The organism is Embleya australiensis, from assembly GCF_051903075.1.
Classification (GTDB): Bacteria; Actinomycetota; Actinomycetes; order Streptomycetales; family Streptomycetaceae; genus Embleya.
Genome location: NZ_CP182422.1, coordinates 1,179,613 through 1,202,611, shown reverse-complemented (window position 1 = coordinate 1,202,611; position 22,999 = coordinate 1,179,613). Strand labels below are relative to the sequence as shown.

At 72.1% G+C, this 22,999-nt stretch carries 20 protein-coding genes; 8 read left to right on the top strand and 12 right to left on the bottom strand.

The features are described from left to right. A complete protein-coding gene (gene fhuB / locus ACMXN5_RS04930) occupies positions 1-2,352 on the bottom strand; it encodes a Fe(3+)-hydroxamate ABC transporter permease FhuB (RefSeq protein WP_439674169.1) in 2,352 nt (783 codons plus the stop codon). 160 nt (positions 2,353-2,512) lie between these two features. Here fhuB and ACMXN5_RS04925 point away from each other — a divergent pair, with 160 nt between their 5' ends. The 5 genes from ACMXN5_RS04925 (at position 2,513) to ACMXN5_RS04905 (ending at position 7,325) form a co-directional block, all read left to right on the top strand. Continuing rightward, positions 2,513-3,292, top strand: coding sequence for a 2,3-dihydro-2,3-dihydroxybenzoate dehydrogenase (locus ACMXN5_RS04925; protein WP_395786457.1), 780 nt, complete (start codon positions 2,513-2,515; stop codon positions 3,290-3,292). A 244-nt stretch (positions 3,293-3,536) separates the two neighbouring features. Then, the gene (locus ACMXN5_RS04920; RefSeq protein WP_439674168.1) at positions 3,537-4,724 is read left to right on the top strand and encodes an isochorismate synthase; all 1,188 of its coding nucleotides are present in this window, start codon (positions 3,537-3,539) and stop codon (positions 4,722-4,724) included. Then, positions 4,721-6,406: a (2,3-dihydroxybenzoyl)adenylate synthase gene (locus ACMXN5_RS04915; protein WP_439674167.1), complete on the top strand. Its 1,686-nt coding sequence runs from the start codon at positions 4,721-4,723 to the stop codon at positions 6,404-6,406. The genes ACMXN5_RS04920 and ACMXN5_RS04915 overlap by 4 nt, the downstream gene beginning before the upstream one ends. Before the next feature lie 48 nt (positions 6,407-6,454). Next, positions 6,455-7,087: an isochorismatase family protein gene (locus ACMXN5_RS04910; protein WP_439674166.1), complete on the top strand. Its 633-nt coding sequence runs from the start codon at positions 6,455-6,457 to the stop codon at positions 7,085-7,087. Between the two features lie 7 nt (positions 7,088-7,094). Next, complete coding sequence (locus tag ACMXN5_RS04905; protein WP_126635871.1) at positions 7,095-7,325, top strand: phosphopantetheine-binding protein; 231 nt, start codon at positions 7,095-7,097, stop codon at positions 7,323-7,325. 9 nt (positions 7,326-7,334) lie between these two features. Here ACMXN5_RS04905 and ACMXN5_RS04900 read toward each other — a convergent pair whose 3' ends face one another. Both ACMXN5_RS04900 and ACMXN5_RS04895 read right to left on the bottom strand, forming a co-directional pair. Next, on the bottom strand, positions 7,335-8,549 hold the full coding sequence (locus ACMXN5_RS04900) for a serine hydrolase domain-containing protein (protein ID WP_439674165.1): 1,215 nt from the start codon (positions 8,547-8,549) through the stop codon (positions 7,335-7,337). Beyond that, entirely contained in the window at positions 8,546-9,796 is a 1,251-nt protein-coding gene (locus ACMXN5_RS04895) for a serine hydrolase domain-containing protein (protein WP_439674164.1), read from the bottom strand. Before ACMXN5_RS04895 ends, ACMXN5_RS04900 begins: the two co-directional genes overlap by 4 nt. A 146-nt stretch (positions 9,797-9,942) precedes the next feature. On the opposite strand from ACMXN5_RS04895, the gene ACMXN5_RS04890 reads away from it, so the two are divergent. Next, positions 9,943-10,320 carry an RNA-binding S4 domain-containing protein gene (locus tag ACMXN5_RS04890; protein WP_439674163.1) on the top strand — a complete coding sequence of 126 codons (378 nt, stop codon included), beginning with the start codon at positions 9,943-9,945 and terminating at the stop codon, positions 10,318-10,320. A gap of 61 nt (positions 10,321-10,381) precedes the next feature. On the opposite strand, the gene ACMXN5_RS04885 is transcribed toward ACMXN5_RS04890, so the two are convergent. The 3 genes from ACMXN5_RS04885 to ACMXN5_RS04875 form a co-directional block, all read right to left on the bottom strand. Continuing rightward, positions 10,382-12,055: an APC family permease gene (locus ACMXN5_RS04885; protein ID WP_439674162.1), complete on the bottom strand. Its 1,674-nt coding sequence runs from the start codon at positions 12,053-12,055 to the stop codon at positions 10,382-10,384. A gap of 234 nt (positions 12,056-12,289) precedes the next feature. Continuing rightward, entirely contained in the window at positions 12,290-13,504 is a 1,215-nt protein-coding gene (locus ACMXN5_RS04880) for a Cmx/CmrA family chloramphenicol efflux MFS transporter (RefSeq protein WP_439674161.1), read from the bottom strand. Between the two features lie 128 nt (positions 13,505-13,632). Continuing rightward, positions 13,633-14,214 (bottom strand): TetR/AcrR family transcriptional regulator, encoded by a 582-nt coding sequence (locus tag ACMXN5_RS04875; RefSeq protein WP_439674160.1) that lies wholly within the window; start codon positions 14,212-14,214, stop codon positions 13,633-13,635. 97 nt (positions 14,215-14,311) lie between these two features. Between ACMXN5_RS04875 and ACMXN5_RS04870 the strand changes: the two genes are divergently transcribed. Continuing rightward, positions 14,312-15,553, top strand: a complete 1,242-nt coding sequence (locus ACMXN5_RS04870; RefSeq protein WP_439674159.1) for a hypothetical protein — start codon at positions 14,312-14,314, stop codon at positions 15,551-15,553. Between the two features lie 47 nt (positions 15,554-15,600). On the opposite strand, the gene ACMXN5_RS04865 is transcribed toward ACMXN5_RS04870, so the two are convergent. Beyond that, on the bottom strand, positions 15,601-16,251 hold the full coding sequence (locus ACMXN5_RS04865; protein WP_439674158.1) for a TetR/AcrR family transcriptional regulator: 651 nt from the start codon (positions 16,249-16,251) through the stop codon (positions 15,601-15,603). A gap of 213 nt (positions 16,252-16,464) precedes the next feature. On the opposite strand from ACMXN5_RS04865, the gene ACMXN5_RS04860 reads away from it, so the two are divergent. Beyond that, positions 16,465-17,490, top strand: coding sequence for an alpha/beta hydrolase (locus ACMXN5_RS04860; RefSeq protein WP_439674157.1), 1,026 nt, complete (start codon positions 16,465-16,467; stop codon positions 17,488-17,490). Positions 17,491-18,106: 616 nt separating this feature from the next. Here the strand turns inward: ACMXN5_RS04860 and ACMXN5_RS04855 are convergent. The 5 genes from ACMXN5_RS04855 to ACMXN5_RS04835 all read right to left on the bottom strand — a co-directional run bounded on the left by ACMXN5_RS04855 (position 18,107) and on the right by ACMXN5_RS04835 (position 22,754). Next, complete coding sequence (locus ACMXN5_RS04855; RefSeq protein WP_439674156.1) at positions 18,107-18,925, bottom strand: polysaccharide deacetylase family protein; 819 nt, start codon at positions 18,923-18,925, stop codon at positions 18,107-18,109. Positions 18,926-19,049: 124 nt separating this feature from the next. Next, on the bottom strand, positions 19,050-19,613 hold the full coding sequence (locus tag ACMXN5_RS04850; RefSeq protein WP_439674155.1) for a rhodanese-like domain-containing protein: 564 nt from the start codon (positions 19,611-19,613) through the stop codon (positions 19,050-19,052). 103 nt (positions 19,614-19,716) lie between these two features. Further along, the gene (metX, locus tag ACMXN5_RS04845; RefSeq protein ID WP_439674154.1) at positions 19,717-20,943 is read right to left on the bottom strand and encodes a homoserine O-acetyltransferase MetX; all 1,227 of its coding nucleotides are present in this window, start codon (positions 20,941-20,943) and stop codon (positions 19,717-19,719) included. Positions 20,944-20,979: 36 nt separating this feature from the next. Next, positions 20,980-22,356, bottom strand: a complete 1,377-nt coding sequence (locus ACMXN5_RS04840; protein WP_439674153.1) for a bifunctional o-acetylhomoserine/o-acetylserine sulfhydrylase — start codon at positions 22,354-22,356, stop codon at positions 20,980-20,982. 317 nt (positions 22,357-22,673) lie between these two features. Continuing rightward, a complete protein-coding gene (locus ACMXN5_RS04835; RefSeq protein ID WP_379998678.1) occupies positions 22,674-22,754 on the bottom strand; it encodes a putative leader peptide in 81 nt (26 codons plus the stop codon). Positions 22,755-22,999: the final 245 nt, after the last annotated feature.

The following is a 22,999-nucleotide window of genomic DNA, read 5'->3' as shown; positions in this document are numbered from 1 at the left end:
CTACGCGCGTGCGGAGCCGGACCTACCCAGCAGTACCCACAGCAGGAACGGACCGCCCAGCACCGTGGTCACCACGCCGACCGGAATCTCCGCGCCGTCCAGGACGATTCGGCCCAGCATGTCGGCCAGCACGATCAGGATCGCGCCGACCAGCATCGAGCCGAGGATCGGCACCCGCAGCGGCCCGGTCAGCCGTGCGGCGATCACCGGCGCGGCCAGCGCGACGAAGCCCACCGGCCCGCAGACCCCGACCGCCAGACCCGCCAGGCAGACCGCCGCGACCAGGCAGATCAGCCGGATCCGGCCCGGATCCAGGCCGAGCGAGGAGGCGGTGGAGTCGTCGAAGCGCAACACGTCCAGCTTGCGCCCGAGGGCGAGGGCGAGCGGGACCAGCACGGCGAGCCCGATCAGTACCGGCCACGCCACGCTGTAGCCGCGCCCGTTCAGGCTGCCCGAACTCCATACGTACAGCGCGCTCGCCGAGTTGAGCGATCGCCGGGCGAGCACCACCTGGGTGATCGCGGACGCCAGCGCGGACAGCGCCAGGCCGACCACCAGGACCCGATAGCCGCGTCGGCCCAGGCCGCCGGCGACCGCGGTGACCACCACGGCGGCGACGAGCGCGCCGATCGGTCCGGCCCACCACGCACCGAACGAGCCGCTCGCGCTGAAGCTGACCGAGACCAGCACGGCGGCGGTGGCGCCGTCGTTGACGCCGAGCAACTCCGGGGTGGCGAGCCGGTTTCGGGCCAGTGTCTGGGTCAGGCAGCCCGCGACGCCCAACGCCGCGCCCGCCGCCGCGCCGGCCACGATCCGACCCAAGCGGAACTCGCGGACCAACAGCACGTCGAAGCGGTCGCCCCGGCCGAGAATCGCGTCGAAGGTACGGACGAGGCCCAGTTCGCGCCGGCCTGAGTACACCGACACCACGATCGCCGCGGCCAGCGCGACCGCGAGCAGCGTGGTGGCCAGCACCGCCCGACCGGGCAACAACAGGGAGAACCGGCCCCGGCGCACCACCAGATGCTCGGGCAACCGCCGCACGCGCCCCCCGCGCGCCGCCGAACGCGCGGCCTCGTCCGCGCGCGCCGCCTCGCGCTCGGGCCCACCCTCGCCCGCACGCGCCGCTCCAGCGCCCCCGCGCCCGACCCCGATCAGTCGCCGCACCCGCGCGACGCCGCCGACACCCCCACCCGACGCCGCCACCGACTCCGGCGCGTCCGTGAGCCCCAGCGCGCCCAGCCGCCGCGACCGCACCACGCCGATCAACAGCGGCGCGCCGATCAGCGCCACGATCACCGAGACCGGCGCCTCGAACGGCCGGGCCACCACCCGGGCCGCGACGTCGGCGGCGGTCAGTACGGCCGCGCCGATCAGCGCGGAGAAGCACAGTTGGGCAAGGATGCGCGGACCGGCCAGGGTCCGGGCGAGGAAGCCGGCGAGCAGGCCGAGGAAGGAGATCGGGCCGACCAGGGCCACCGACGACGCGGTCAGCAGGGTCACCGACACCGCGACCAGGGTCCGGGTCAGCGCCGGGCGATGGCCGAGCCCGCGAGCCAGGTCGTCGCCCAGGACCAGCGCCGACAACGACCGCGAGACCAGCACGGCGAGCACGAACCCGCCCGCGAGCACCGGCGCGAGGCGGCCGAGCGAGTCGAAGCCCTGGATGCCGGCCAGCGAACCGAGGATCCAGAAGCGGAAGTTGTCGTACGCCTCGGTGGAGTTGACGATCAGGATGTTGGTGATCCCGCCGAAGGTGGCGCTCAGCGCCGCGCCCGCGAGTACCAGTCGCATCGGCGAACCGCCGCCGCGCCGGGCGGAGATGGCCAGGACGAGCAGCCCGGCCACGGCGGCACCGGCGAACGCCCAGACCAGATAGCCGTATCCGGTCTGCACACCGACCAGGGTGATGCCGAGCACGACGCCGAGCGAGGCCCCCGCGTTGACCCCGAGCAGGCCGGTCTCGGCCAGCGGATTGCGGGTGACGGTCTGCAACAGGCAGCCGGCCGTGCCCAACGCGGCGCCGGTGAGCAACGCGGTCAGCGTGCGCGGCAGCCGCAGGTCGCGAACGACCAGGGTCAGATGACTGTCGGAGCGGGCGCCGTGCCGGTTGAATATGTAGTCGAAGGCGCCGCCGACACCGACCTCGCCGGCGCCCACCGAAAGCGAGATCCCGGTCAGCACCACCACTGTCGCGGTCAGTGCGATCGCGGCGATCAGGACCGTACGCCGACCGGCCGCGCGCCCCGAGGGGTCGTCGCGGCGATCGTCCGAGTGCGCCCCGGGCGTGGCGTCGGTGGACATGCTCGGCGGGCCGCCCAGGTTTTGCAGAATCGGCTGATGCACAGTCATAAAGTGAGGCTAACCTAACTGCCGAGCACCCTTGGAAGGCCGCATCACGCCGACTTCGAGCCCGCGCCGAGGGCCCCACCGGGATCGACCACGAGATCGATATTAGGTTAGGCTAACCTAAATCCCGACCAACGGGGTTGTGCTTGCCAAGGGGAGTTTCGTGCACCCATCAGACCTCGCCGGTCGCGTCGCGGTGGTCACCGGCGCCGCGCAGGGCATCGGTGCCGCCGTCGTGAGGGCCCTCGTCGACCACGGCGCGACCGTCGCCGCCACCGACCGCAATCCGACCGGCGTCAAGAACCTGATGGCCGACGACGGCACCGACGCGGTGATCGCCTACCCGCTCGATGTCACCGACGCCTCGGCGGTCGAGGCCACCATCGCCGCGATCGAGAGCCGGCTCGGGCCGATCGACATCCTGGTCAACGTGGCCGGCGTGCTGCACGTCTCGCCGGTGACCGAACTCACCGACCGGGACTGGGCCGACACCTTCGCGGTCAACACCACCGGGGTGTTCCACACCGGCCGCGCGGTGGCCGGATCGATGGCCGAGCGCGGGCGTGGCAGCATCGTCACGGTCGGCTCCAACGCGGCCGGCATCCCCCGCACCGGGATGGCGGCCTACGCGGCATCCAAGGCCGCCGCCACGATGTTCACCATGTGTCTGGGACTCGAGCTGGCACGCAGCGGTGTGCGCTGTAACGTGGTCTCGCCGGGTTCCACCGACACCCCGATGCAACGCGCCCTGTGGACCGACCCCGAGGCGCCGAAGCGGGTGCTCGATGGCGATCCGGCGACGTGGCGCACCGGGATTCCGCTCGGCCGGATCGCGGACCCCGCCGACATCGCCGAGGCGGTCGTGTTCCTGGCCTCGGACCGAGCGCGGCAGATCACCATGCACAACATGTACGTCGACGGCGGCGCCACGCTGCACGTGTGACGAACGGGCGCCCCTCGTATGGGACTTCGGCCACGAGCCGCCCGGCGGAACGGCCATGCACCTGTACCCGCACGCACACCCGCATCGCAAACACCGCGCGCGGCGACCGGTACCGCAGACCGTGGCAGCGGACCGCGCGCACCGGTTCGACGTGCCCCACTCGCCCGGCCCACCGGCCGACCGGCCGGTCGTCGGTGCCGCACGGACTCCGTACCACCCCGTCGGAGAATCAAAGGAGCCTCAGGTGACCACCCCAGAAGCCACCGGCCTGGCCACAGTGGGCGCGGCGACCGCGCTGCTGGAGGCGTATCGTCCGGGCGACACACGCTTCTTCGCGTCCCCCACCCGCACCCTGCTCGCGCACGGCACCCAGGCCGAAGTCCCGCACGACGCACGCCCGTTGCCGTCCCGCGTGGCCGCGACACTGGCCGACGCGAGCCCGGTGGGCGGCCGGCCCCCGATCGTGCTCGGCGCGGTGCCGTTCGACCAGGGCGCACCCGCCGCGCTCGTGGTGCCCGGCACGATCGACTGGGGGCCGCCGCTGTCCGCCGACCCGCTGATCGCACTGGCCGCCCCCGCGCCGCCGCCGACCGACTGGGACATCCGTCCGGTACCCGCGCCGGAGACCTACCGCGCGGGCGTCGCCGAGGCCGTACGGCGCATGCGCGCCGGGGCGTTCGACAAGGTCGTGCTCGCCCGCACCCTGGAACTGCACGCGGCCGATCCGCCGGACATACCCGTCCTGTTGCAGCGCCTGGCCCGCCGCGACCCGCAGGGATACACCTTCGCGGTCCCGGGCACCCGGCCCGACCACACCCTGATCGGCGCCAGCCCCGAACTGCTCGTCTCCCGGCACGGCGACCGGGTGATCGCCAACCCGCTCGCCGGATCCGCCAAACGCAGCACCGACCTGGCCGAGGACGTACGCCGCGCGATGGCCCTGCTCGAATCCGAGAAGGACCTGCACGAACACGCCGTCGTGGTGGCGGCCGTGCGGGACGCGCTCGCCCCGCACTGCGCCACCCTGGAGATCCCCGAACGGCCGACCCTGGTCTGCACCGCCGCGATGTGGCACCTGTCCACCACCGTCACCGCCACCGTGGACCCGGAAAGGCGGCCCTCCGCACTGGAGTTGGCCTGCACACTGCACCCGACGCCGGCCGTCTGCGGCACCCCGACCACCACCGCGCGGCAGACCATAGCCGACCTCGAACCCTTCGACCGGGGCCTGTACACCGGCATGGTCGGCTGGGGCAACGCGGACGGCGACGGCGAATGGGTGGTCACCATCCGCTGCGCCGAGGCGGCGAGCGACGTGCTGCGCCTGTACGCCGGTGCCGGGATCGTCGCGGAGTCCTCCCCGGACGCCGAAACCGCCGAGACCGAGGCCAAGTTCCGCACCTTCCTGCACGCCGTGGCGGGTGAACGATGAGCACCCCGAAGCCGCCGAGCACCGCGACCACGCCGAGCACCCCGAGCACCCCCAACCCCGGCCCGCTCGCGCCCACCTGGCCCACCGAGTTCGCCGAGCGCTACCGCGCGGCAGGTTGGTGGCGCGGCGAGACCTTCGGCGGCGTCCTGCGCGACCGCGCCGCCGCGCACCCGGACCGGGTCGCCATCGTGGACGGCGAACGCCACTGGACCTACCGCGATCTGGACGAGCGAGCCGACCGCGTCGCCGCCGGGCTGCTCGCGCTCGGCGTCGCCAGGGGCGACCGGGTCGTGGTGCAACTGCCCAACGTGGCCGAGTTCTTCGCCGTGATCTTCGCCCTGTTCCGGATCGGCGCCCTGCCGGTGTTCGCGCTCCCCGCACACCGCCTGACCGAGATCGGCCACTTCTGCGCGTTCAGCGAGGCCGTCGCCTACGTGATCCCCGACGTGTCCGACGGCTTCGACCACCGCACCCTGGCAAGCGCCGTACAGGCGGTCACGCCCACACTCCGGCACGTCCTGGTGGTCGGCGACCCGGGCGAACACACCGCGCTGGTCGACATCGAGCGCGACCCGGTCCACATCACCGACCCCCCGGCCCCGGGCGATCTCGCCTTCCTGCAACTGTCCGGGGGCAGTACGGGCGTGCCCAAGCTGATCCCGCGCACCCACGACGACTACATCTACTCGCTGCGCGGCTCCAACGAGATCTGCGCGGTCGACGCGGACAGTGTGTACCTGTGCGCGCTGCCCGCCGCGCACAACTTCCCGCTCAGCTCGCCCGGCACGCTCGGCGCGCTGTACGCGGGCGCGCGCGTGGTGTTGTGCCCCAAGCCCACCCCCGACGTCGCCTTCGCGCTGATCGAACGCGAACGGGTGACCATCACGGGTGTGGTGCCGCCACTCGCCCTGGCCTGGACCGAAGCTGCCGAGCGCGGCGGCTACGACCTGAGCAGCCTGCGCGTACTCCTCGTGGGCGGCGCCAAGTTCAGCGAGGAGGCGGCCCGCCGGGTCACCCCGACCCTCGGCTGCACCCTGCAACAGGTGTTCGGCATGGCCGAGGGGCTGGTCAACTACACCCGCCTCGACGACCCCGACGAGATCATCGTCACCTCACAGGGCAGGCCGATCTCCCCTGACGACGAGATCCGCATCGTCGACGACGCCGACGTCCCGGTCCCCGACGGCGAGACCGGACACCTGCTCACGCGCGGCCCCTACACCATCCGCGGCTACTGGAACGCCCCCGAGCACAACGCGAGATCGTTCACCGAGGACGGCTTCTACCGCACCGGCGACGTGGTCCGCAGACTCGCCTCCGGCCACCTCGTGGTGGAGGGCCGGGCCAAGGACCAGATCAACCGCGGCGGCGAGAAGGTGGCGGCGGAGGAGGTGGAGAACCACATCCTGGCCCACCCGTCCGTGCACGACGCGGCCGTGGTCGCCGTACCGGACGCCTACCTGGGCGAACGCACCTGCGCGTACGTGATCCTGCGCGCCGGCGCCGAACCGCTCAAGCCCGTGGCCATCCGCCGCTTCGTCCGCGAACGCGGCCTGGCCGGCTACAAGGTGCCCGACCACGTCGAGTTCGTCGAGACGTTCCCGTACACCGGCGTCGGCAAGGTCAGCAAGAAGGACCTGCGCGCGGCGATCGCGGCCGGACTGGCCGCCCGGGCCGGCTGAGCCCGCGTCCACCCCCACACATCCACCTCCCGAAGGACCGCCTCCCCGATGGCACTCCCCAAGATCGCCCCCTATCCCATGCCGAACTCGGCCGACCTGCCGACGAATCGGGTGGACTGGACCGTGGACCCCACCCGCGCCGCGCTCCTCGTGCACGACCTCCAGAACTACTTCCTGTCCGCGTTCACCCCGAACGCCTCGCCGATCACCGAACTGCTCGCCAACGTCGCCCGCCTCAAGGACGACTGCGACCGACTCGGCGTACCCGTGGTCTACTCCGCCCAGCCCGGCGGACAGACCGCCGAACAGCGCGGCCTGCAACAGGACTTCTGGGGGCCTGGGCTGCCCGACGACCTGCACGCGGCGGCCATCGCCGCACCGGTCGCGCCCGGCCCCGCCGACACCGTGCTCACCAAGTGGAAGTACAGCGCCTTCGTCCGCACCGAGTTGCGCCGCTGGATGCGCGACCTGGAGCGCGACCAACTGATCATCGTCGGGGTGTACGCGCACATCGGCGTGACCACCACCGCGTGCGACGCTTGGATGCAGGACATCCAGACGTTCGTGGTGGCCGACGCGGTGGCCGACTTCACCTCGGACAACCACCGCATGGCCCTGTCCTGGGCCGCCGCGAACTGCGCGGTGGTCACCGATACCGAATCACTCTTCGCGGGAAAGTAGACCGGACATGGCCCTGACCCTCGAACTGATCCGCACCGACGTGGCCGACATCCTCGGCGAGGACCCGGCGGACATCCCCGACGACGAGAACCTGGTCGACTACGGCCTGGACTCGGTGCGGGTGATGGCGCTGGTCGAGCGCTGGACCCGCGACCACGGGGTGAGCGTGGACTTCGCCGACCTGGCGGAGCGGCCGACACTGGAGGGGTGGTCCGAACTGCTCGCGCCCAGGCCGTAGTCGCCCGGTTCACGGGTGGCGTGGATCGGGGGCGCACAGGGCGTGGTCGATCAGCGCCCGGGTCGCCGCGTCCACCCGTGCACCGCCCGCCTCGTCGTTCTCGTCGACGCCGTTGCGCACCACCAGGACCGCGCGACTCCCGTCGCCGGTGACGCCGTTCTCGCTGGAGAAGCCCAGATCGTCGCCGCCGTGTTGCCAGTACCGACCGCCGCAGCTCAACCCGGTGCTTTCCAGGCCCAGACCGTAACCGCGCCCGGGTTCGTCGGGGATCGGATGGGTGCGTTGCATCTCGGCCAGCTCGGCGGGACCGAGCAGCCGGCCGGACAACAACGCGACGAAGAACCGGTCGATGTCGCTCGGCGTGCCGTGGATGGCGCCCGACGCGTCGGCGACGGTGTGGTTGAGCACGGTGGTGTCGGTCGGCCGGGTGTCGCCCGCGAACGTGTGCTGCGCCCGTGCGTGCGGGCGCGGCAGGTACGGATCGTCGCCCGGGACGCGGGTGTCGTGCAGACCGAGCGGGCGGATGACGCGATCCTGGACCTCCTCGCCCCACGAGCGGCCGGTGACCTGCCGGATGATCAGGCCCACCAGCAGGTAGTTGGTGTTCGAGTACGCCCACGAACTCCCCGGCTCGAAGCGGCTCGGCAGGGTCAGCGCGGCGGCGACCAGATCCTCGGCCCGGTAGTGCCGGAAGCGGTTCTCCAGGTAGCCGCGCGCCGAGTACAGGGCGGGTACGGTGGCGGGCAGCGCGGTGTAGCCGGGGATGCCGCTGGTGTGCTGGAGCAGGTGGCGCAGGGTGATCCGGCGGCCGTCGTTGCCGTTGCCGCGCACCACACCCGGAAGCCAGGTCTCGATCGGGGAGTCGAGCCGCAACCGGCCCTCGGCGACCAGTTGGAGGGCGACGGTGGCGACAAAGGTCTTGGTCGTGCTGCCGGTGCGGTAGTGGCCGTTCGGGGGCAGCGGCCGGCCGGTGTGGAGTTCGGCCTCGCCGCTGCGGGCGGTACGGACGGTGGTGGGCCCGCCGGGCGTCGGGCGAGCCGTGTAGTACACGGTGACGCCGATCGCGCCGGCCGCGTGGACCGCGTCGGTATCGCGTTGGAGGCGGGAGGCACGGGCGTCGGCGCTCGCCGCGCCCGGGCCGGCCGCCGTCAGGGTCAGGGCGATGCCCAGGGCGAGGGCCGCCGGGCGTAACAGCCTTCCGTGGATCCGGTTCGGCGCGGTCATCGTGGCGCACTCCCTTCGGGGCAGAGCAGGCGGTCGGTGAGCTGTTGTACGGCCACCTCGGCACGCAGGCCGTGTTCGTCGTCCGTGTAGGTGCCGTTGGCCACGATCACCACGCTGCGCCGGCCGTGCTCGGTGACGCCCATGCGGATCTTGGAGCCCTCGACGTCCCCGCCGTGGCCCCAGCGATACCCGCCGCACGGCAGCGGTTGGCGCATCAGGCCGAGACCGCACCGCACACCCGGCATCACCTGCTCGAAGTCGGGCGGCATCGGCACGGTCTCGCGCATCAGCGCGAGTTGCGCCGGCGGGAGCAGCCGGCCGCGCAGCAGCGCGGTGAAGAAACGCTCCAAGTCGGCGTGTGTGGTGACCAGTTCACCGGCGGCGTCGGCCCAGGACATGGTGCGTACGGTCGTGTCCACCCACTCGTCCCGGTCCGGGAAGCGGTGGTACGAGTGGGCGTACGGCGCGGGCAGGGTCGGGTCGTCGCCGGGGGCGTGGGTGCCGGTGAGGCCGAGCGGGCGAAGCACCCGGGCGTGCACCTCCTCGGCCCAGTGTCGGCCGGTGATCCGCTCGATGATCATCCCGGCCAGGACGTAATTGGTGTTCGAGTACTCCCAGTTCGGCGCCGGGTCGTCGGCCGAGGCGGGCGGGAAGCTCGGGGGGAACCGCAGCGCGGCGGCGACGAGTTCGGCCGGCCCCGTGCGGCGGAACCGCAGTCGTTCGAAGTCCGCGGCGGTATCCCCGAGTTCGATGGTGTAGTTGTGCAGTCCACTGGTGTGGCGCAGCAGGTTGTGCACGCTCACCCGGCGTCCGTCGTTGCCGTTGCCGGCCACCACGCCCGGCAACCACCGGTCCACCGGATCGGTGAGCGACAACCGCCGCTCGGCGACCAGTTGCAGGATGACGGTGGCCACGAATGCCTTGGTGGCACTGCCTGCCCGCAACGCGCCGCCGCGCGGCATCGGTTGCCCGGTATGCAACTCGCCGGGTCCGGCACTTGCCTCGATCCGCTCGGACCCGTCCCGGAGCAGGATCGCGACATTGACGTAGCCACCCTCGCGCAGCAGCCACTCCGCCTCCCGGCGCAGTCGTACACCGCTCACCTGGGCCCGCTGCGTGCCGGCGGCAGCGGCGGCGGGCACGGTGGCGGCCACGGCGGACCCGGCCAGTGCCACGGCCAGTACGCAGCAGCGACGACGGGTCACGGCGGTGGGATTGCCGGGCAGGTGGATCGTATTCGGGAACACGCCGACTCCTCGGGAACGCACGGGTATCCCCCGAGGGTCCCGCCCGGCGGGGTGCCGCAACGACCGTGCGGACACCCGAACCGGCGGGGGTGCAGCCCGGTGTGCGGAGGTGGGGTGAACCGAACCGGCCGGGTTAGAGTCGGGGCATGGCAACAGACGAGGCGACGACCGTTCGGGTCGACAGTTGGATCTGGTCGGTGCGGCTGACCAAGACCCGCTCGCTTGCCGCCGCGGCCTGCAAGGCCGGGCACGTGCGGGTCAACGGGGACAAGGTCAAGCCCGCCCAGACCGTCAAGGTCGGGGACGAGGTGCGGGTGCGCGTGGACGGCTACGAGCGGATCGTCGTGGTCAAGCGCATCGTGCGCAAGCGGGTCGGGCCGCCGGTGGCCGCCGAGTGCCTGACCGACAACAGCCCGCCGCGTCCGCCTCGGGACGAGCTTTTGATGGTTCCCCAGCGCGACCGCGGCACGGGCCGCCCGACCAAGCGCGACCGTCGCCTCTTGGAGCAGTTCCGCGAACACTGATCGAGAACACTGACCGACGGCGCGGTGGGCCCACCGAGCGGAGTGGGCCCACCCACGCGGGTCAGAGCGCGGTGGATCCCGTGGACCCCTCGTTCTTCGCAGCGCCCGCCGAACCGGGAGGCCCGGCAGCCCCCGCCGACCCCGGAGCCCCCGCCGACCCCACCCACTCGACCACGGCGTCCCTCGGTGCCACCGCGCGCGGCAGCGTCTCGCCCCGGAAGAACGACGGCGCGACGAACCGGTACCCGAGCATCAGTACCGCGCCCAGCACCAGCGCGCCGATCCCGGTCAGGAACACCCCGCCGAGCTGCCAGTGCGGCGCGAACGGCAGGGTCCAGTACGTCGTGCCGTAGTCCTTGTCCGAGTAGACGTAGCAGGCGTCGATGAAGAAGTACGCCAGCAGCGCGCCGCCGAGCCCCGGCATGACGCCCTTGGTGATCAGGTCGCGCCGGCTGCGGGTGAGCACGCGCCGGTAGTACCAGACGCAGGCGAAACCGGTGATGCCGTAATAGAACGCGATGGCCAGGCCGATCGAACCGATCGAGTCGGTCAGTACATTCGTGCTGACCCGGGTGATCACCACGTAGAAGGCCACCGACGCGATCCCCATGCCGACCGTGGACCAGGTCGGCACCTGGTTGCGGGTGTGCACGCGCGCGAACTTCTCCGGGATGGCCCGGTGCGCGGCCATCGACAGCGCGGTGCGCGCGGTCGGCAGGATGGTCGTCTGGGTGGACGCCGCCGACGAGGTCAGCACCATGAACACCAGCAACTTGGCCATGAACCAGCCGAATCCGACACTGCCGAAGACGCTCGAACCGAGGCCGGACAGTACGTCCCCGGAGTTGTCCGGGTTGGCCAGACCGCTGCCGGTGTCGCCGGCGCCCGCGAAGGACAGCGCCGAGGTGCTGATCAGGACGTAGATCAGCAGGAGCAGGACGGTCGAGATCACCGCGGCCCGGCCGGGGGTGCGCGCGGAGTCCGCGGTCTCCTCGTTGATCGACACGGCCGTGTCCCAGCCCCAGTAGATGAACACCGCGGCCAGGACGCCCTTCGTCAGCGCGTCGACGGAGTCGATCTCGAACGGGTTGAACCAGGACCCCGCGATGTGGACCGAGCCGTCGGGGGCGTTGCCGAGGTAGACCTTCCAGAGCGCGGTGAGGCCGAGGGCGACCAGGACCACGATCTCGATGGTCAGCAATACCTTCTGCAGGTTGGCGGACAGTTCGATGCCGACATAGCAGATCCAGGTCATCAGGATGATCCAGACCACGCCCGCGAAGGTGGTCCAGAACGTGTCCTCGGCGAGGCCGTGGGCGCCGACCAGCTGGAAGCCGTACTGGCCGGCGATCTGCGCGAGGTTGGCCATCACGATGACGTCCGCGACGATGATGGCCCAACCGCCCATCCAGCCGGTCATCGGGCCGAACGTGCGTGATCCCCAGGTGAAGGTGGTGCCGCAGTCCGGGTTGTCCTCGTTGAGTTCCTTGTAGCCGTAGGCGATCAGGAACATCGGGACGAAGGCCAGGACCATGACGATCGGCGATTGCAGGCCGACGCCCGCGACGATGATGCCGAGGGTGGCGGCCAGGCTGTAGGCCGGTGCGGTGGAGGCGAGCCCGATCACGACGCTGGACGCGAGGCCCAGGGCGCCGGTCTTGAGGCCCTTCTCGCCGGCTGCGCGACGCAGGGGCGGTTCGGGTGAGGAGGGTCTTGCGGGGTCGGTGGAGACCATGGCGAACCGTCCTGTCCTAGACGGGTGGTTTCTACCCGTTCGACCGAAAACGGACCATTGCAGCAGGGGATTAGATTAGACCCCCCGGCAAGCCCTCCGGCAGCCCCGAAGGCCGGAAAAATCAAGGGAACTGATGCTGCGTCAGGCGCTCGGGGCGGCCAGTGTCGCGGGGTGCGGCGGGGCGGTCACCGTCGGCCACGAAGTCGACACGGCCCGGCCGCCGCCGGGTGCCGTTCAGGCCGGCACCCGGGTCGCTTCGGCCGCCGAGTGCTCGGCGGCCGGCTGCGCGGCGTGCGCGGGGGTACGCCCGCGCATGCGGGAGTCCGTCCAGGCGCTCGCCAGCGCGATCAGGCCCAGGGCGACGCCGACCCACGCGACGGCGGCGTAGTCGAAGCCGGCCGCGATCACCCGGCCGCCGAGCAGCGGGCCGACCGTGATGCCGACGTTGAACGCCGCCGTGTTGGTCGCGCCGGCGAGCGTGGGGGCGTCGGACGCGATGGCGAACACGCGGGCGTTGACGGCCGGATTGGCCGCGAAGCCGCCGGCGCCGAGCAGGAAGACCAGGACGAGGGTGGCCGGCACGTTCCGCGCGGTCAGCGTGAGCAGCAGGGACACGACCACGACCGTGCCGAGGCTGCCGTACAGGGTGCCGAACGGGTGCTCGTCGGCCAGCCGTCCGCCGACCGTGATCCCGACCACCGCGCCCACCCCGTACCAGGACAACACCAGCGGCACCCACGCCTCGCCGATCCCGGTGGTGTTGGTCAGCATCGTGCCGAGGTAGCTGAACACCGCGACCACGGCACCGAAACCGGCCGCCGTCGTGGTGTAGGCGACCCACAGTCGCGGCCGGCGCATGGAGCTCAGTTCGGTCCGGACCGAACGCGGCGCCTCGTTCGCGGTGTGACCGCCGGGCAGCACCGCGTACACCGCGACCGTGCTCAGCGCGGTGAGCACGGCGACCGCCCAGAAGGCCGCACGCCAGCCGGCCCAGTTGCCGATCATGGTGCCGAGCGGGAGGCCGACCACGGTGGCCAGGGACAACCCGCCCGCGACCACCGCCATCGCCTTGGCCCGCGCGTTCGGGGCGACCAGGCCGATCGCGGTGACGGCCGCCACCGCCCAGAAGCCGGCGTAGGCGATGGCGCTGACCACGCGGGTGGCGAGCACCACCCAGTAGCCGGGCGCGAGCGCGCCGACCACATGGCCCAGGACGAACACGGCCTGGAAGGCGATCAGGGCGGTACGCCGGGGCCAGTGCAGGGTGAGTACGGCGAGCAGGGGCGCGCCGACGACCATGCCGACGGCGAAGGCCGAGATCAGCAGCCCGGCGTCGGGGATGGAGACGCCGAGGTCGGCGGCCATCGTCTCCAGCAGCCCGGAGAGCATGAACTCCGAGGTGCCTTGCGCGAATATGCCGAGTCCGAGGATGTAGACGGCCAGAGGCATGGGGGTACTCCCGAGTCGGTGGTGCGGTGTGCGTTGGTGTTTTGGAATGTGTAGTTCAAAACAGGGGCATGCGTGAGCGAGGCGCAGGGGTGCGATGGGCACCGTGTCGGCTCGCCGCGCGCGGGTCGCTAGAGCGCCGCGAGTGTCGTCTCCGCGATCGCCGTCAGTCCCGCACGGTCGACCCCGTTGCGGGCGGCGAGTCGGATTCCCGACACCGCGCCGATCACGGCGTGCGCGAGGGCGTCGGCGTCCTTGTCCCGGTCGATGTCGCCGTCGAGCCGTCCGGCGTCGATCGCGGCCTTGATCGCCGCGTGCCGGCGACGGTAGTCGCGTTCGAGCACCGCGGTCACCTCGGCGTCACGGCCGGACAGTTCGATCGCGGTGTTGACCACCAGGCAGCCGCGCCGGTCGCCGGGGTTGTCGGTCTCGTCGACCACGATCGAGGTCAGCAGGTCGCGGATCTTGTCGTGTACGGGACGATCGCTCTCCAGGTTCGCGACCTGGACGCTCGTCATGTGCTCGATGTAGCGCCGCAGCGCGCGCAGGAACAGCTCGCGCTTGCTGCTGAACGTGTTGTAGATGCTGCTGCGGCCGAGGCCGGTCGCGTCGCACAGGTCCTGCGTCGAGGTGGCCTCGTAGCCCGCCCGCCAGAACGCGTCGAGCGCGGCCTGGACCGCCTGCTCCTCGTCGAACTTCCGTGGTCGGGCCATGCGGAGCACGCTAGCAGGTTTTGTAATGAGCAGTCCAATAAGGTTGATCGCTCCCGACCGTCGACGCCGCGCGCCGGAGAGGGAAGGATTGTCGACCATGGTGGAGTGGGGGCCTCTGGCCGGGCTGGACGGGATCGACTGGGCGGGTTCGGAACACGCGTACGGCTCGGCCGAGGACGTGCCCGAACAGCTGCGCGCATTGCGCTCGGCGGACGCGGAGGGGCGGAGGCGGGCGCTGAACGCGCTCTACGGCAACATCTTTCATCAGGGCAGCCGGTACGAGGCGACGGCGCACGCCGTCCCGTTCCTGCTCGCGCTCGTCGCGGATCCGGGCACCCCCGATCGGGCCGACCTGGTGCATCTGCTCGCGGCGTTGGCGATCGGATACGACGAGGCGCATCTCCCCGACGGGGTGGCCATCGCCGCCTGGCGCGCGGCGGTGGGTCGAACACGCGCGGAGGGTGCGGAGGGGGCTCGGCGGCGGTTCGACGGCTGGATCGCGGAGGCCGACGGCGAGGCCGAGCGACGCGCCCGGGAGCGGCGGCGGGACACCTTCGACTTCGAGGAGTCGTGCCGGGAAGCCGAGTACGAACTGCGCGCGTACGACGCGGTGCGCGCCGGTGTGCCGACACTGTGCGGTGTGCTGACCGATCCGGATCCGCAGCTGCGGGCGGCGGCGGCCTACGCGGTCGGCTGGTTTCCCGAGGAGGCGTCGCGGATTCTGCCCCGGCTGCGCGACCTGCCGGCGACCGAATCGGTACCGGGCGTCGCGGCGAACGCGATCGTGGCGATCGGCCTGCTCGGCGACGCGGCCCAGATCGCCCCGCTGCGGGCGTACCACCAGGGCACCGACGAACCCCTGGCCCGCTGGGCGGCGGCGATCGCACTGGCCCGCCTCGGCGCGGCCGACCTCGAGGTGATCGCCGAACTCGCCGCCTGCATGGTGGATCCGCCGGCCGACGACGAGGCGGTCCCGCTGGGGTTCTTCGACGGCGACCTGGGGGCGTACGCGTCGAGCAGCCTCGTCGCCCTCGGAGCCGGCGAACTCCCGGTCGACGTACTGGAATCGGTCCTGACAGGGTTGTCCCGCACTTCCGGCCCCTCGGCGTTCGCCATCACGGACGCGGCACTGCGCCTGGCCTTCGGCACGGAGGCACTGGGGGTGCCCGCGCCGGCCTTCGCCGACTTGCCGGCGGCACGGCGCCGGGTCGTGGCGACCTTGGCCGAAATGGATGTGGACACCTGGAAGTGGCTCAACTTCCGCGAGCTGCTGCGGGCGCGCGAGCTGCCGGACGACCGGGCGACCTGCCGGAGGTACGCGGGGTTGGCGGCGGACTGAGCCCCGGCGGGGTGCGGGCCGGCCCGCCAAGATCCGCCGGACAGGGCCTATTCCGTCAGCGCCGCCCGCAGCGCGTCCGGGTCGGTGGCGGCCGTCAGCAGGCGGGCGTGGATGGCGGTGCCGGCCCGGGTGTAGGCGCTCTCGTCGTCGTGCAGGACGCTGATGCCGTTGGCGGCTTCCAGGAACGCGATGATCTCGAAGACGAGTTGGGCCACGTCCAGGTCCGGCTGGGCCTCGCCCCGGGTTTTCGCCGCCTCGGCCTCGGCGGTCAGCAGGGCGCGCCAGCCGCTCCAGGCGCCGGCCAGTGCGTCGCGGACCCGGCCCGGGCGGGCGTCGAATTCGGCGGCGGTGTTGAAGAAGAAGCAACCACCGGGGAAGACCCGGTCGCGCGAGTAGGCGATCCAGCGCTCGGCCAACCGCCACAGTCGGACCAGGCCGGCAGGGCCCTCCATCGCCGGGGTCACCACGTGGTCCACGTACACCTCGACCGCCGCGCCGATCGCGGCGAGTTGCAGTTCCTCCTTGGAACCGAAGTGGGCGAACACCCCGCTCTTGCTGATCTCCAGGTCGCTCGCCAGCCGGCCGATGGACAGTCCCTCCAGGCCCTCCATCGAGGCGATGTCGGCGGCCCGGTGGACGATCGCCTGCCGGGTGCGATCGCCCTTGCGGACCCGCCCGTCGGTCGCGGACGTGCTCATGACCACTCCTGTCTCCGCCGGCTCGACCGGTCCGGCCCTCGGGTCGGCCCGCCGCCTGCTCGGCCGACCGGCGTCGATTATCCCGCTGTCGTGCCTCCCCTCGGGCCTTGACAGTCTTCGCCGACTTGATAAATAGTACGACCGGTCGTGCAATTTTGACACGCCGGGGTGCATGTCATCCAGGCGAATCACTCACCCAGGGGGCATGCGGACATGACCCATTCGAAGGGGCCCGGCGCCATTGCGGGCCCGATCGATCTCGAACTCGCCTCGACGGCACCGGGGTTCGCCGACACACGGGGGTCGGCGAACCCCGGTGCGGGCGGCAGGCGGGTCGGGGAGACGTCCGCGCGGTTGGCCCTGCGGGCGGCGACGGCACTGTCCCCGAGGGCGGCCGGGGCGCTGGCGTATGTGTTGTTTCGGCGTCCGTTCGGGCGCAGCGCGGTCCGGCCGGCGGAGCGTTCGGCGCACCTGTTCGCGGTCACCGACACCTTGGATGTCGGCGGTCGGAAGGTGGTCACCTACCGCTGGGGCGACGGGGCCGAGCCGGTTCTGCTGCTGCACGGATGGCAGTCCCGGGCCTCGCGCTTCGCGCCGTTCGTCGAGGAGCTGCGGGCCCGGGGGCTGACCCCGATCGGCTTCGACGCGCCGGGCAACGGGGATTCGGGCGGGATCGGCCCCACGGTGCTGGACTATGCCGAGATCGCCCGGCAACTCCAGGAGCGCCATGGGGAGTTCCGGGCGATGCTGGCGCATTCCTTCGGTGTGCTCGGGGCGTTCCAGGCGTTGCGCTCGGGGGTGCGGGCGGATCGGGTGGTGGCGATCGGCGGAGTGTGCGACATGGAATACCTGTTGCACCGGTTCAGTGCCCGACTCCGGTTGCACGCGCGGGTGGTGGCGCTGGTCCGGGAGCGGGCGGACGAGCGGCTGCTGGCACCGGAGTCGGACATCTGGGAGCGGTTCTCCGCGTCCTACGCTCCCGAGCGGGTACGAGTGCCGATCCTGGTCGTGCACGACGAGGAGGACCCGATGGCGACGGTCGATCAGGGGTATCGGCTCGCGGCGGCCTATCCCGACCGGGCCCGGCTGTTCGTCACGAGGGGACTCGGCCATCACCGCGTGCTGAGCGACCCGGCCGTGGTCGCCGAGGTGCTGGGATTCCTCGACGAGGACCACGGATACCGGTCCAGGACGCGCGACGGCGTGGTCGCGGCCTCGTCGTCGACGACGTGCAGGTAGCGCAGGCCGACGTAGTTCGCGGTGGGGTGGCCGGCGAGCAGCGGACTGTCGAAGCTGCCGGTGCCCTTGGCCATGTCGCTGCGCGGGTTGGCCAGTTGGATGTACGTGAAGGTGCCGGCGCTCCGGGCGATCCAACCGGTGAAGATCACCACGTGGCCGTCGGCGGTGTCGTCCAGCGCGTCGCCGGGGAGCAGGTCGTCGCGGTCGACCCGATCGGTGACCGAACGCCGGTCGAGGGAATCGGTGTTGAAGTCGGTGCTCGGCAGATGCCAGGCCATCGCGACCATGCCGGAACAGTCCGTGCGGTAGTCGTGCGCGCCGTCGGCGTCCGGGGCGACGGCCTGTTGGTCGTACTCGACCCTGCGGTCGAACCAGTCCTTTGCACGGGCCAGGACCTCCGAACGGGCGATGGCCCCACCGCGCGTGGAGGCGGCCTCGGCCGTCGGTGCGGTGGTCAGGCCGAGGGCGGTCGCGGAGAGGAGGAGGGCGATCGTCACCCGGGCGCGGATCCGGGTGTGACGACCGGCGGCAATAAGGTTCAAATGGTGCATTTCACTAGATTTATCCACGACACGGCAATCCCGGTGCACCCGCCGGGGCGTGTCGGCCTCCGGACTCAGGCGGGGAAGTCGAAGGTGTAGCCCTGTTGGACCAGCCAGGGAAGCAGCTGCTTGAGCGCGGCCAGGGTCTGTGTGCGGTCGCCGCCCGCGTCGTGCATCAGGATTATCCCGCCGGGCTTGAGCTCCTTCTCGGCGGTGGCCAGGATCTTGTCCGCGCCGGGGCGCTGCCAGTCGCGCGTGTCGTCGGACCAGTCCAGCGGGCGCATGCCGTACCCGGCCGCCATCGCGCGTACCTGCGGTGACCAGTCGCCGCCGGGCGCGCGGAACCAGTCGACCTTCGTGCCCGGTCCGGCCGCCGCGACGATCTGGTCGTGCGCGGTGGTGATCTCGTACTTGATCCGGGACAGCGGGCGCTTCGCGATGCCCTCGTCGTGGGTGACCGAGTGGTCGCACAGCCGGTTGCCGTCGGCGACGACCTCCTTGACCAGCTTCGGATTGGCCTTCGCGTTCGGGCCGAGCATGCAGAACGTCGCCTTCGCCTTGTACTGCTTGAGCAGCGCGAGCACCTGCGGCGTCCACTGCGGGCTCGGCCCGTCGTCGAAGGTCAGCGCGACCGTACGCCCGCCGGTCGCGGTCTTGCGCACCAGCGCGTCCGGCACCAGCGGCGCCGGGATCGACGCCTGCGGATCGGCGGCGGTGGGCGCGTCGGACGGTGGCGGACCGACCTCCGCGGACCCCTCGCGCCCACCGGGCTTCGCCTTGTCTCCGGAACCTCCCGAATTCGACGAACACGCCGCGGTCCCGGCGGCGAGCACTCCGGCCACGGCGAGAACGGTCAGACGACGCAGGACACGGCGGGTTGGGAGGCTCGTCACCGGTGACTCCAAGCACTGTTCGGAACTACGGACACATGTCCGAACACGTACGCGGCCAACGGGCGGGTTCCCACCCGAAGCCCATTTTGCGGCGACTTGGCCCGCCCTTGGTCGTCGGTGGGGGTCAGCCGCGGTCGAGGGCGCCGAGCGTGGCGGGCAGGTCGGGGGTCTCGGCGGCGGGGCGGTTGTAGGGGAGTCGGCCGAGTACGGCGGCCATGCCGCAGGTGTTCGTGACGGCGGAGAAGACCAGGCCGGAGCCGATCGCCGCGGACAGCAGGCGGGCCCCCGGCGCACGGCGGCCGGCGAGCAGGCCGAGCACCACGAGGGAGCCGGCCGCGAAGCGGACCTGGCGCTCCATCGGCCACACCGGGCGGGCGCCGTCCGGGGCGTCCAGGGCGTGGCCCTCGGCGGCCCAGGCCGAGGTGCCGCCGCTCAGGTGCGCGGCCTCGATGCCGGCGGCGGCCAGTTCGGTGCGGGCCCGCTCGGAGCGGGCACCGGAGGCGCAGACGATCAACAGTTCGGGGTGCGCCGCCCGCTTGAGCACCGGCACCGCCTCGCGCAGCCGGTCCAGCGGGACGTTGTACGCGCCGGGGATGTGGCCCGTGGCGAACTCGCCGGGGGTGCGCACGTCGAGCACGGTGAACTCGGTCAACCGGGCGCGGACCTGCGCGGGAGCGAGGGCGGTCATGGTGATCGGCCTTTCGACGGCCCGCCCGCTGCCGGGCCGGGGGGCCGCGCCGGTGCGTGGCGCGCCCCCCCGGACTCGACACCGGATGGGGATATGAGGAGGACTACCTTCCGGTAACGGTGGGATCGAGCAGCGTGTTCCGGTTCGGCGGCGTATTTCGGGTCGGAGCGGGACGCCCGACCCGCTCCAGGGGTTCGGTACTCCCGACGCGGTCCGCCGGTGCCGCCCGCTCCAGAAATTCGGCGACCAGGGGAGCGACCTGGTCCAGTTCGAGCAGGAAGCCGTCGTGGCCGTACGCGGAGCGCACCACGCGCAGGGGGCCCGCGGTCGGGATGGCCTCGGCGAGGGTCCGCTGCTGGCTCGGCGGGTACAGGCGGTCGCTGTCGACGGCCGCGACCACCGTCGGCGCGGTGATCCGGGCCAGCGCCGCCGCCACGCCGCCCCGGCCCCGGCCCACGTCGTGGCTGTTCATCGCCTCGGTCAGGGCCACGTAGCTGCCCGCGTCGAAGCGTGCGGTCAGCTTGGCCGCGTGGTGGTCCAGGTAGGACTCGACGGCGTAGCGGCCGTTCGGGCCCTCGCCCGGCTGGCGTTCCCGGCCGAAGCGGGCGGCCAGCTCGGGCTCGCTGCGGTAGGTGATGTGCGCGATGCGGCGGGCCAGGCCGAGCCCCCGCCAGGGCCCGGCCGAGGCCGGCCGGTCGTGGTAGTCGCCGCCGGCCCACCCCGGATCGGCCCGGATCGCGTGCAACTGCGTCGAGCACCACGCGATCTGCTCGGCGCCGGCCGCCGCCGTGGTGGCGATCAGGAACAGCACGCCGACCCGCTCCGGATGGGTCACCGCCCACTCCACCGCCCGCATCCCGCCCATCGACCCGCCCACCACGGCCGCCCACCGCTCGATGCCCCACACGTCGGCGGCGGCCACCTCCGCGGCCACCTGGTCGCGAATGGTCAACCGGGGAAAACGACTTCCCCAGGCCCGGCCGCCCGGACCGGGCGAGGCGGGGCCGGTGCTGCCCCGGCAACCGCCGAGCGCGTTCGGCGCGACCACGAACCAGCGGTCGGTGTCCAGCGCCCGACCCGGGCCGATCAGGCCGTCCCACCACCCGGGGGTGGGAAAGCCGGGACCGGCCGGACCGGCGACGTGGCTGTCCCCGGTCAGCGCGTGCAGGACCAGCACCGCGTTCGAGCGGTCCGGGGCGAGCCGACCCCACGTCTCGTAGCCGATCCGGACCTCGGGCAGCACCTCCCCGGACTCGGTCCACAGCGGTGCGGGCAGGGTCAGCGAACGAGGCCCCGCCGGGGCGGGTGTGGGGGGTGTGGCGTGCGACATGGCGAGCGTTCCGTCCGAAGTTCCCGGCTTTCCCGGCTAGTTCGACTGCGCGGCGGCGCGGAATCCGGCCACCAGGTCGGCGCGCAGGTCGGCCAGGCCCTCGATGCCGACGGAGAGCCGGACCAGGCCGGGGGTCACGCCCGTGGCCAGCCGCTCCGCGTCGGTGAGCTGGGCGTGCGTGGTACTGGCGGGGTGGATCACCAGGCTGCGCACGTCGCCGATGTTGGCCAGGTGGCTGAACAGGGACAGCCCGTTCACGAACCGGCGGCCCGCCTCGACCCCGCCCTTCAACTCGAACGCCACGATGGCCCCGGCACCGCGCGGCAGATAGCGCTTGCCGGCGGTGTACCACCGGCTGCTCGGCAGACCCGCGTAGTGCACGGTCTCCACCTCCTCCCGGCTCTGCAACCACGCGGCCAGCGCACTCGCGTTCGCCACGTGCCGCTCGACCCGCAGCGACAACGTCTCCAGGCCCTGGAGGATCAGGAAGCTGGTCAGCGGCGCGATCGAGGCGCCCACGTCGCGCAGCAGTTGTACGCGCAACTTCGCCGCGTACGCGCCCGGGCCCAGATCCGGCCAGTAGCGCAGCCCGTTGTAGCTCGCGTCGGGCTCGGCGAAGCCGGGGAATCGTTCGGCGTGCGCGCCGAAGTCGAAGGTGCCGCCGTCCACCACGATCCCGCCGATCGCGGTGCCGTGCCCGCCCAGGAACTTGGTCGCCGAGTGCACGACCACGTCCGCGCCGTGCTCGATCGGCCGCAGCAGATAGGGCGTGGGCACCGTGTTGTCCACGACCAGCGGTACACCCGTGGCGTGCGCGACATCGGCGACCGCCGCCACGTCCAGCACGTTGGCGCGCGGATTGCCCAGCGTCTCGGCGAACAGCAACTTCGTTTGCGGCCGGATCGCGGCGCGCCAGGCGTCGAGGTCGTCCGGGTCGTCGACGAAGGTGACCTCGACGCCGAGCTTCGGCAGTGTCCAGTGGAACAGGTTGTACGTGCCGCCGTAGAGCGACGCGCTGGAGACGATGTGGTCGCCCGCCGCCGCGAGGTTGAGCACCGCCAGCGTGGTCGCCGCCTGCCCGGAGGCCGTCGCGACCGCCGCCACGCCGCCTTCGAGAGCGGCCACGCGCCGCTCCAGCGCGTCGGTGGTGGGGTTGTGGATCCGGGTGTAGATGTGGCCTTCCTCGGACAGGTCGAACAGTCCGGCCGCGTGGTCGGTGTCCCGGAAGACGAACGAGGTGGTCTGGTAGATCGGCACCGCGCGGGCCCCGGTGGTCGGATCGGGCTCGGTGCCGGCGTGGACCTGCCGGGTCTCGAAGGACCACGACGCGGGATCGTCGGGACGTACGGGGCCGTCGGTGCCCACGGGTTCGGCTTCGACGACGGGCGGCGTGTCGGTGGCTTCGAGGGTCATCTGGAAACTCCTTGCGGGGTACGGGTATCGGCGGTGGGCGCGGGCAACGGCGGGTGCGGCCCGACCGATTGCGGGTACGCGGGACCACACCCCCCGGGGTGCGGCGAACGGGCGTACCGCACCGACCGCACGGCACGCGGCGAAGTGGCCGCGAGACGGGCGTGGTTCGGCCACCCGAAGGCCCGGGCCGAAAGGCGCCCGGACACGGGGGAGCGGAATGCGGGAAGCGGGAAAACGTGGGACGCGGCGGAGCCTGCGGGTCAGCGCCCGGGCTCACACACCGCGCGAACCACCGGGACCGGAACGGTCACCGTGGTTCAGCGGGACATACGACAGGCCATGCTGGTCACGCGCACGAGATCCACGTGGCGGCGACTGACGAGCATGGGGCAGGACATGGCCGCGAGTGTAGGCGGCCCGAGGCGGTTTGCGCCACGGGGTACCGCCCGACGCCTGCCGACGGCCGGTCCCGGACCCGCGCATCGGCCGCCGACCGGCGCGATGTCCGACCCGTACCCTTACGCGTCGTCGACCGGATGTGACGGAAAGTCCGCTGGACCAACACGCCTTCCTCGTGCTTACATCACGGCCATGTCTCCGCGTCAGGTCGCTTCCGCGCTGCTCGACCCCTTCTGGGCGGGTC